The following is a 9,941-nucleotide window of genomic DNA, read 5'->3' as shown; positions in this document are numbered from 1 at the left end:
ATACCTGCCGCTACGCTAGGACGTGATGAGTAAATTTTCCCAACGTATTCGAATCGTGCCTTCTGGATATGACGACGGCTGGGTGCTAGAGATCGATGGAGAAGTTCAATCACATGTCGATCTGCACGATCCCAGTTTGATCCGATTCGAGTACCTTCGCCGTATCGGCAATGTTCTGGATTCGTGTTGGCCAGAAGGCAAACCGATCCGACTTCTACATCTGGGTGCTGGTGCGCTCACGCTGGTCCGCTACGGGCAGGCAACGCGTCCGGGTTCTCACCAGACCGTCATCGAGCTCAACCCCGATCTGGTAAGACAGGTCACCAGCCAACTACCACTGCCCAAAGGCACAGATCTCACCGTGATCACCGGTGATGCCCGGAGTCAACTTTCCAAACTAGAACACGCATATTTTGATGCGATCGTCGTTGACATTTTCACCGGTAAGGACTCCGCCGCGCACCTTAGCGATGCGGATTTCTATTGCGAAACGCTACAACATCTGACGTCACAGGGAGTAGTACTGGTAAATATTGGTGATGACGATGGCCTGGCATTTTTTGATCAGCAATCACACATCTTGGATGGGGCGGCCGTCAGTGCTGGCCTCAGTGGTGTCTGGACCCTGGCAGATGCTTCGACCCTTGAGCAACGGTTAGCCGGCAATGCTGTGTTGGCTGCCGGTCCGGGATTGCCCACTGACGACGCCGACGTTGTAGCACTGCGCCGGCAATTGGAGGCTGCAGGACCGTACCCAGCAAGGGTATTGGCACCGGGCGATCCAGTCTGATGTCCTGCAGATTTCTCCAAATGACGAATACAACAGCCCAGTGCTGCCAATTGTGATCCACATTGTGTACAGTAGTTCCTGTGTTCCGGGGTCGGTGAGAATCCGAACCGGCGGTTAAAGTCCGCGACCCCCGCACCTGCGGGGCTGATCCAGTGAAATTCTGGTACCGACGGTGATAAGCGAAACGCTTTAGTCCGGATGAGAGGAACGCGCTGCTACAGACTAGCGGCATTTCCCGGCGCACCTGTTTCTAGAGGAGTTCGACGCCGGATGTTATCGCACCCCCAGCTTGCCACGGCAATGCAGCATGCGATCACCCTTGCTCACCGTGGCCCAGCACACGACCCCAACCCACAGGTGGGCTGCGTGATCGTGGATGCGGACGGAGACGTCGTGGCCGAAGGTTTCCATAATGGGGCTGGTACCGATCACGCTGAGATCGTCGCGCTTACCGAACTCGATCCCGCACTAGATCCGGCAGAACTGACCGCAGTGGTCACCCTGGAGCCTTGCAACCATACCGGCAAAACCCCACCGTGTGCTCAGGCCCTGCTGGCCTCGGGTATTGGCACCATTGTGTATGGTCAACCCGATATCGGCGCACAATCCAGCGGTGGCGCAACCACACTGTTCGCTCACGGACGTCAGGTGATCGGGGGAATCGAATCGGCTGCCACCGCAGAACTCATCGCCCCGTGGCACGCTGCGACTCACCAGTCACGAGGTCAGGTCATCGCCAAATGGGCTCAGTCCCTGGACGGTCGACTGGCTGCCGCAGATGGCACCAGCCAGTGGATTACCTCAGCCATGGCCCGCCGGCACGTTCATATCCAACGAGCCTTGGCCGACGTCATTATTACCACCACAGCCACTGTGAGAACAGATAATCCAAGTTTGACTGCGCGCGATGCGGCCGGTGATCTGCTGGTGCCAGCACAAGATCAGCCGCTGCCGGTGGTGTTTGGGACCGCCCCGCTAGACGGTGGTGCCAAAGTCCATGCACATCCGGCGTTGTCCCACCGTGGTATAGAACGCGTCCCGCAATATACCGGCACCGATTTGGCAGCAGACTTCGCACGGCTCACCGAGCTGGTGGGCTGTGCCCCACGCATTTTCTTAGAAGCCGGCCCACGTTTTCTTACCTCGGTGCTAGCCGCCGGGCTGGTTGATAAGCTACTGATCTACACCGCACCAACAGTGCTGGGTGGACCGTATCACGCGATCGGTGATTTGGGCATTTCCACGCTCAAGGAGCGCTTGAACTTCACTTTTTACGGAGTCCATCGCCTGGACACCGACCTTGTTACCACCTTGCGGAAGGAACACTAGTGTTTACCGGCATCATACAGACCCGAGGTACCATCACCGATATCGTCGAAACCTCAAAAGATACCCTGGCCATGACCATTCGTGCGCCCAAAGTGCTCGCCAAGGTTTCACGCGGCGATTCCATCGCCATTGACGGAGTGTGCCTCACGGTAACCGAATTTACCGATGAGACCTTCACCGCCGATGTCATGGTCCAAACGCTAAATCTGACTTCCCTAGGCACCAAATCTGCGGGCGATGAAGTCAATGTCGAGCCGGCCATGGCGGCCACCGACCGGTTTGGTGGCCACATTGTACAGGGCCACGTCGAAGCCATCGGCAGCGTCATCGAAATTGAACCAGATGACAAGTGGACGCGCATGCGTATTAGCCTGCCGAAGCAGCTGGCACCGTATTTGATCGATCAAGGTTCCATTACCGTCAACGGTATCTCGCTAACCGTAGCGAAAGTATCGGAACCCGACGCAGTTGAACATTCATTCGATATCTTTCTCATTCCTGAAACCTTAGAAGCCACCACCCTGGGCATCGCTGAGGTGGGCACGGTCGTCAACCTTGAAACCGATCTACTCGCCCGTCACATTGCCCGCATGATCCAGTTCCAAACCAATGAGGAAAAATGAAACTCGACACCATTGATGCAGCTATCGCAGCCATCGCCGCAGGACAACCGGTGATCGTCGCCGACGACGAAGACCGCGAAAACGAAGGCGATCTGATCCTGTCGGCCCAATTGGCCAGCACCGAGACCATCGCCTTTATGGTCGAATATTCCTCAGGGCTATTATGCGCGCCGATGTCGGATGAGATCGCCGACCGACTGGAGCTACCGATGATGGTAACCAATAACCAGGACGTGCGCCAAACCGCCTACACCGTGACCGTAGACGCCGCCCAAGGTGTGACCACCGGGATCTCAGCCGCAGATCGCGCCCACACCGTGAACCTCTTGGCCGGTGAACACACCGTGCCCAACGATTTGAACCGCCCCGGCCACATTCTGCCGCTACGCGCTGTATCCGGTGGCGTCCGGCAGCGCCCCGGCCACACGGAGGCCGCCGTCGAACTGATGAACCTGGCCGGACTTGCCCCGGTGGGTGTGATCGCAGAGATCGTAGCCGATGACGGCGATATGATGCGCCTGCCCGGTCTGATCGAGATGGGCGCAAACCACAACATTCCGGTCATTACAATCGAAGCCCTCATCGCCTACCTCAACGAACACCATCCCGAAACTGCACCAGAAACAACCACCCACCGCCACGTCTCCCAGCGCGCCGAGGCCCTGGTGCCGACCGAATTCGGACAGCTAACCATGAAGGTCTATCGCGACCGCAAGGCCGGCGTCGAACATCTAGCCCTGATTGGTCCCGAAACGACCCTGGCAACGTCGGACCCCACGGTGGTGCGCGTGCACTCCGAGTGTCTGACCGGTGAAGCCTTTGGCTCCCAGAAATGTGAATGCGGCGCCCAGCTACACGCTTCACTGGAGCACATTGGCACCCACGGCGGCATTGTCATCTACCTGCGTGGCCAAGAAGGCCGAGGCATCGGTTTGGGCAACAAAATTCGTGCCTACCAGCTGCAATCCACCGGCCTGGATACCATCGAAGCCAATGAACACCTCGGGCTGCCCATCGATGCACGCAGCTACACGGCCGCCGCAGAAATTTTGGACAGCCTAGGTATCCACAACATCAAACTCATGACCAATAACCCCGATAAGGTCACCCAACTGGAGGCCCACGGTATCACCGTCACCGAACGCATCGGGCTGGTCGTGGGCCAACACCCGGAAAATCTTGGCTATTTGGCTACCAAGGCCACCAAACTTGACCATGTCATTCCCACCCAAAACCTTTAAGGAGCACATCCACCATGGCCAAACACGGCGCACCCCAGCTTGCAGTCGACGCCACAGGACTCAACGTCGCCATCATCGCCGGATCATGGCACACCACCGTCATGAACGGACTGGTCGATGGCGCAAAATCCACCCTGGAATCCTCCGGCGCCACCTATGAAGTCATTACCGTTGCCGGATCTTTCGAAATCCCCCTGGCCGCCCAGGTGGCCCTGGCCAACGGCTATGACGCCGCCGTATGTCTTGGGGTCATCATTCGTGGGGAAACCCCACACTTTGAATTCGTCTCCGACGCAGTGACCTCCGGGCTGACCCGAGTTCAACTTGATGCCGGCAAACCGGTGGGCTTTGGCATCCTCACTGTCGACAACGACGCACAAGCCCTGGATCGCGCCGGACTGGCTGATTCCAACGAATCTAAAGGCCAAGAGGCGGCCGAAGCGGCCCTGCAGTTGGCGGTGACCGTCAACCAGTTGACGGAATAATTCCCGGCTCACTTGGTGCTGTACGTTCTAGATATCAATAATCTCTGGAGGTACCTTGGCTGCACCCTACCCCGTGTCCATTCTCGATCTCGCAACCGTTCGCCACGGCCAACCGATTGCTGAATCGCTCAAAGAATCCACGGAACTGGCCGTATTGGCTGATGAACTTGGGTTTCATCGACTGTGGTTTGCTGAACACCACAATATGGCGACCATTGCTTCATCGGCCACCTCGGTCCTGCTGGCCCATATGGGTGCACATACGACCAACATTCGACTCGGAGCCGGCGGCATCATGCTACCCAACCACGCTCCCCTGGTGATCGCCGAACAATTCGGCACCCTCCACGAGCTCTACGGCGACCGCATTGACTTAGGTTTAGGACGTGCCCCGGGCACCGACCAAAAAACCCTCATGGCACTGAGGCGCACCAATCAATCAGCAGATCGCTTCCCCTCTGACGTATTAGAACTGCAAAGCTATCTCAAAGGCGAGTCCCGCATTCCAGGTATCAACGCCTACCCGGGCACCGGCACCAATGTGCCACTGATCCTGTTGGGTTCATCGCATTTCGGAGCGCAGCTAGCCGCCCAGCTCGGTCTGAGCTACAGCTTCGCTTCGCACTTTGCCCCGCAAATGCTGGAATCTGCCGCAGCCCTATATCGCAGCGAATTCACTGCTTCCAAAGACCTTGCCGAACCGTACTTTATTGCTGCGGCCAATGTGATCATCGCAGACACACAGCAGCGGGCCGAAGAACTGTGGGAGCGTGCCAAACGAGCTCGCATTCGTAGCATGCTAGGCCGAGGCCGTCAGCTCAGTGACGACGACGTCGAACAGCTGGTCCATTCCGTTGCCGGTCAGCAGGTCCTGCAAATGCTGGAGATGACGGCTGTTGGAACCCCTGCTGTGGTGCGGGACTGGCTAGATGATTTCGTCTCCCGGATGAACGCCAATGAGGTCATCGTGACCAATATGGCCGGTCCATTAGAAGATCGCCGACGAGCTCTGCAGCTGATATCTGAGCACATCATCCAACGCTAAAATCAGACCGTACGCGGGCTGGGTGCCCCATAAAATACCCGTTCGAACACCGCTCGGGCATGACGGGTAATGCGCAGGTAGTCCTCTTCAAATTCGCCCGCCTCGCCCGCATCATACCCAGTCCAGCGGGCCAGTGCTTCTAACTGTTCACGATTGGTGGGCAATACATCTGACACCTTGCCCGTCGAGATGATAATGCCAGCGCGAATCCTGGTGGCAAAACTCCACGCATGCATCAAGATCTCAGCATCCTCAGCTGTGACGAGTTGCGCTTCCTGTGCGGCTGCTAACGCCTCAAGAGTATTGGTGGTGTGCAACTCAGGATGCTCCGGGGCATGTCGCAGCTGAAGGGTTTGGGTCAGCCATTCAACATCCGTAAGGCCACCTCGGCCAAGTTTCAGATGTCGCGCCGGATCCGCACCACGGGGCAGACGCTCCGCTTCAACACGGGCTTTCATCCGCCGAATCTCCTGGGCCTGACTGTCATTGAGCCCGTGTGTGTACCGCACCGAATCTGCCCACTGCGTGAAAGCATCTTGCAGGTGCTGCGGACCGGCGATCGAGCGTGCTTTGAGTAAAGCCTGAATCTCCCAGGTATCAGCCCACTGTTCGTAATAGGCGCGATACGAGTCCAAGGACCGCACCAGGGGGCCCCGTCGTCCTTCTGGCCGCAAGTCCGCATCGATTTCCAATACGGGTTCTAATACGATCGGCGGTCGCATTGGCATCTTCATAAAGCTCATCAGCGCTTGAGCCACGTCCACTGCAAAACGGCTCGCCTCATCAACGGCAACGTCGTGGACTGGTTGATGCACAAACATCACATCTAAATCAGAGCCATACCCCGCCTCATATCCGCCCTGTCGACCCATCGCAATGACAGCGACTTCAGCACGTAGGCCAACACCGCCCCACTTTTCGGCGACATGATCCTCCACCAACTGTAATAACGCCTCGACTGCTGCCTGATCGACTGCTGCGAGCGCTTCAGACACCTGTTGTTGTTCGACCAAATCGCAAGCATCCGCCAAACTAATGCGCAGGATTTCCCGACGACGCACCACTCGTACGTAGCGTGCCGCGTCGGGCAAATGAGGGTGGCGCTGGATTAGTGCGGCCATCTCCGTCTGGATGGTTTCTAGACTCAACGGCATCAGATCCTGGTCCCGATCCATCCAGGCGGCAGCCTGTGGGGTGTGTTCCAACATATCAGCGATGTATCGGGATGAGGACAATACATGGGCTAAACGTTCGCCGGCTGCTGAGGAGTCACGCAGCATGTGCAAATACCAGTGTGATCCGCCCACAGACTCACTGAGTTTGCGAAATCCTAACAGCCCCCCGTCGGGGTCAGGTCCCGAAGCAAGCCAACCCAGCATGGCCGGCAGGATCTGACGCTGGAGTTTGGCTTGGCGAGACACCCCTGAAGTCAACGATTCGATGTGGCGGACGGCGCCCTGTGGATCCCGATACCCTAATGCTGCAAGTCGCGCCGTGGCGGCCTCGGGAGTCAGTCGAACATCATCCGGTGACAATGCTGCAGTCGACGGTAGCAGCGGACGGTAAAAAATTTGTTCGAATAAGGTCCGGTTCGATCGCACCGTGGCCTGCCAGGCTTTGACTAACTGCTCGTGGTCCTTAGGCCATTTCCCACCCATCGGGCGCACCGAACGAGACAGCGTCCGTAATTCGGGTTCGGTATCGGGCATCATATGGGTGCGTCGCAGCTGGACCAGTTGCACGCGATGCTCAATCAACCGCAGGAACCGATAGTTATTGGTCATTACCTGTGCATCACTGGGTCCAATGTAACTACCAGCCTGCAGGGCCTCTAACGCATCCTCCGTGCCCCGAACGCGCAGCTCAGGATCGGTCTTGCCGTGCACTAGTTGCAAGAGTTGAGCCGGGAACTCGACGTCGCGCAGTCCCCCTGGCCCCAATTTAATCTCACGTTGGCGTTGATCGTGACTAATGTGGTCGATCACCCGGTGACGCATTCGCTGGACTTGACGAACAAACCCCTCACGCGTAGAAGCCTGCCATATCAATGGGCCCAACGTCTCCAGGTAGCGTTGCCCTAACTTCAGGCTTCCGGCAACAGGTCGGGCTTTTAGTAGTGCTTGGAACTCCCAGGTGTGGGCCCAGCGTTGGTAATACTCCAGATGCGAGGAGATCGTCCGAGATAACACACCGTCTTGACCTTCCGGACGAAGATTCGTGTCAATCTCCCACAGTGCAGGTTCGCGAGCCGGTTGATTGACCACCGTTGATATGCCTGCTGCAAGCTCCACGGCAATGTCTGTGGCGTCCTGATGCGTCAGTTGAGAATCTTCCAGAACATGGTGGGCGAAAAGTACATCAACATCGGAAAAGTAATTCAATTCCCGGGCGCCACATTTGCCCATCGCAATGACCGTCAATTCCACGTCGTTAGCATTATCGTGACGGGCCAGCGTCTCGGCACGTGATACTGCTAGGGCCGCTTCCAGCGTTGCGGTAGCCAAATCAGATAACCACACAGACACCACTGGTTGTATTTCCACCGGGTCTTCGGCAATCAGATCCTCAACGGTAATAGCTACAAGCTGACGGCGGTATTCAACGCGCAGAGCTACCGAGGCGTCCTTCCCAGTGAGATTGGAGATCGGGGTCGGATCATGTGGGTCCGCGCCAACCGATTCCAGCAGTCGCGCTCGCAGTATCTCTGCCCCGTCAACCCGGTGGCCGTGCACATCTACTAATCCCCCGCTGGCCGGGGTCGACTCCACCTGCGGGTCGCGGAAGATATCAAGGTGCTCGGGGCGCCGAATGAGAAACTCACCGAGTGCCTCAGAGGCCCCCAGGAGCCGGAGCAACGGGCCGGCGGCGTCGTCGGTCACCATTTGAGCCACTGTGGGGTCGCGTTCGATAAGACGTATCAGCAGCAACAGCGCGGTATCCGAATCGGGGGCAACGGCCAGCTGTCTGAGCACGTCCTGAAGATCAAGGCCTGCAAGTTCTTTGGACTGCAGCAGGGATTCAGCGCGGGCGGTATCTTGCAGTCCAGCGGATAGTAATGCTCGTTGGCTCACAGGTTGACTCATATGGCGTCCAGGTACCGCCGAATCTCAAAGGGCGATACGTTGACACGATACTCATCCCATTCGGCGCGTTTGGCACGCAAGAAAGACTGGAACACCGTTTCGCCCAGCACATCGGCAACGAATTCAGATTCCTCCAGCACCCCGAGTGCATCATGCAATGTTGTTGGCAGCGAACCATGTCCCATGAGCATGCGTTCACGCGTGGTCAAGCCTGCGATGTCTTCGTCTGCTGCCTCGGGGAGTTCGTATTCTTCCTGGATACCTTTCAGGCCCGCCGAGATGATCAGCGCATAGGACAGATACGGGTTGGAAGCGGCATCAATGCCTCGGTATTCGATCCGGGCCGAGCCGGCCTTATTGGGTTTGTGCAGTGGGATGCGCACTAGGGCCGAACGGTTATTATGTCCCCAAGAAACATACGATGGTGCTTCTTTGCCACCCCATAGGCGTTTATACGAGTTCACGAACTGGTGGGTCACCGCGGTAATTTCCGTTGAATGCCTTAAGACTCCTGCAATGAACCGCCGAGCAGTCGTGGAGAGTTGGTACTCGGCGCCGGGCTCGTGAAAGGCATTGGCATCGGATTCAAATAACGAAAAGTGTGTGTGGAGCGCTGAACCAGGTTGTGAGCCTAACGGTTTAGGCATAAAACTAGCGTGCAGATCGCGGAGTGTAGCGACTTCTTTGATAACTGTGCGCGCAGTCATGATGTTGTCTGCCGTCGATAAGGCATCTGCCGCACGGAGGTCAATTTCGTTCTGTCCCGATCCCGCCTCGTGATGGGAAAATTCCACGGAAATGCCGACGGCTTCCAGCATGGAAACTGCTTCACGCCGGAAATCCTGGGCAACGCCGCCCGGGACATGATCAAAATAACCCGCCTGATCCACTGGTACCGGTGCGCCCTGATCATCCCATTGGTCTGCTTTGAATAAATAGAACTCTATTTCAGGGTGCAGATAGCAGCTAAATCCCATGTCTGCCGCTGTGTTCAAGGTGCGACGTAACACATTGCGGGGATCGGCCATCGAGGGTTCGCCGTCAGGCATTCTGACGTCACAGAACATGCGTGAGGTTTGTTCTTCGTCCCCGCGCCACGGCAGGATCTGGAAGGTTGTAGGATCAGGCTGTAAGAGCATGTCGGATTCGAAGATGCGGGTAAATCCTTCGACTGAGGATCCATCGAAGCCCAATCCCTCGGCGAATGCGTATTCGACTTCTGCTGGGGCTAGCGCCACAGATTTGAGTGCACCAACCACATCGGTGAACCATAGACGAATAAATCGCACATCACGGTCCTCAAGGGTGCGGAGAACATATTCTTGCTGACGATCCATGGCTGCGG

Annotated in this window: 8 protein-coding genes and 1 riboswitch; of the genes, 6 read left to right on the top strand and 2 right to left on the bottom strand. The window is 57.1% G+C overall.

Translation table 11 applies throughout. The features are described from left to right. Positions 1 to 25: 25 nt before the first annotated feature. The 6 genes from K8V32_RS00535 to K8V32_RS00510 all read left to right on the top strand — a co-directional run bounded on the left by K8V32_RS00535 (position 26) and on the right by K8V32_RS00510 (position 5,513). Positions 26 to 790: a spermidine synthase gene (locus K8V32_RS00535; protein WP_303901276.1), complete on the top strand. Its 765-nt coding sequence runs from the start codon at positions 26 to 28 to the stop codon at positions 788 to 790. Between the two features lie 77 nt (positions 791 to 867). After that, a riboswitch (FMN riboswitch) is annotated at positions 868 to 1,004 on the top strand. 56 nt (positions 1,005 to 1,060) lie between these two features. Then, a complete protein-coding gene (gene ribD, locus K8V32_RS00530) occupies positions 1,061 to 2,119 on the top strand; it encodes a bifunctional diaminohydroxyphosphoribosylaminopyrimidine deaminase/5-amino-6-(5-phosphoribosylamino)uracil reductase RibD (protein ID WP_303901274.1) in 1,059 nt (352 codons plus the stop codon). Then, positions 2,119 to 2,742, top strand: a complete 624-nt coding sequence (locus K8V32_RS00525; protein WP_303901272.1) for a riboflavin synthase — start codon at positions 2,119 to 2,121, stop codon at positions 2,740 to 2,742. The genes ribD and K8V32_RS00525 overlap by 1 nt, the downstream gene beginning before the upstream one ends. Further along, positions 2,739 to 3,983 (top strand): 3,4-dihydroxy-2-butanone-4-phosphate synthase, encoded by a 1,245-nt coding sequence (ribB, locus tag K8V32_RS00520; protein ID WP_303901270.1) that lies wholly within the window; start codon positions 2,739 to 2,741, stop codon positions 3,981 to 3,983. Before K8V32_RS00525 ends, ribB begins: the two co-directional genes overlap by 4 nt. Before the next feature lie 14 nt (positions 3,984 to 3,997). Beyond that, a complete protein-coding gene (ribH, locus tag K8V32_RS00515) occupies positions 3,998 to 4,468 on the top strand; it encodes a 6,7-dimethyl-8-ribityllumazine synthase (protein WP_303901268.1) in 471 nt (156 codons plus the stop codon). A 55-nt stretch (positions 4,469 to 4,523) separates the two neighbouring features. Then, entirely contained in the window at positions 4,524 to 5,513 is a 990-nt protein-coding gene (locus K8V32_RS00510; protein ID WP_303901266.1) for an LLM class flavin-dependent oxidoreductase, read from the top strand. A 2-nt stretch (positions 5,514 to 5,515) separates the two neighbouring features. On the opposite strand, the gene K8V32_RS00505 is transcribed toward K8V32_RS00510, so the two are convergent. Continuing rightward, a complete protein-coding gene (locus K8V32_RS00505) occupies positions 5,516 to 8,596 on the bottom strand; it encodes a bifunctional [glutamine synthetase] adenylyltransferase/[glutamine synthetase]-adenylyl-L-tyrosine phosphorylase (RefSeq protein ID WP_303901264.1) in 3,081 nt (1,026 codons plus the stop codon). Further along, positions 8,593 to 9,933 carry a glutamine synthetase family protein gene (locus tag K8V32_RS00500; RefSeq protein WP_303901262.1) on the bottom strand — a complete coding sequence of 447 codons (1,341 nt, stop codon included), beginning with the start codon at positions 9,931 to 9,933 and terminating at the stop codon, positions 8,593 to 8,595. The genes K8V32_RS00505 and K8V32_RS00500 overlap by 4 nt, the downstream gene beginning before the upstream one ends. Positions 9,934 to 9,941: the final 8 nt, after the last annotated feature.

The organism is Enteractinococcus helveticum (assembly GCF_020742345.1).
Classification (GTDB): Bacteria; Actinomycetota; Actinomycetes; order Actinomycetales; family Micrococcaceae; genus Yaniella; species Yaniella helvetica_A.
Note: the sequence above shows the minus strand (reverse complement) of the source record. Positions and strands in the feature narration are given on the sequence as shown.

Coding starts and splice junctions, on each gene's coding strand:
- ribD (WP_303901274.1), top strand. CDS start 1,061: ATGTTATCGCACCCCCAGCTTGCCACGGCAATGCAGCATGCGATCACC.
- K8V32_RS00505 (WP_303901264.1), bottom strand. CDS start 8,596: ATGAGTCAACCTGTGAGCCAACGAGCATTACTATCCGCTGGACTGCAA.
- ribB (WP_303901270.1), top strand. CDS start 2,739: ATGAAACTCGACACCATTGATGCAGCTATCGCAGCCATCGCCGCAGGA.
- K8V32_RS00535 (WP_303901276.1), top strand. CDS start 26: ATGAGTAAATTTTCCCAACGTATTCGAATCGTGCCTTCTGGATATGAC.
- K8V32_RS00500 (WP_303901262.1), bottom strand. CDS start 9,933: ATGGATCGTCAGCAAGAATATGTTCTCCGCACCCTTGAGGACCGTGAT.
- ribH (WP_303901268.1), top strand. CDS start 3,998: ATGGCCAAACACGGCGCACCCCAGCTTGCAGTCGACGCCACAGGACTC.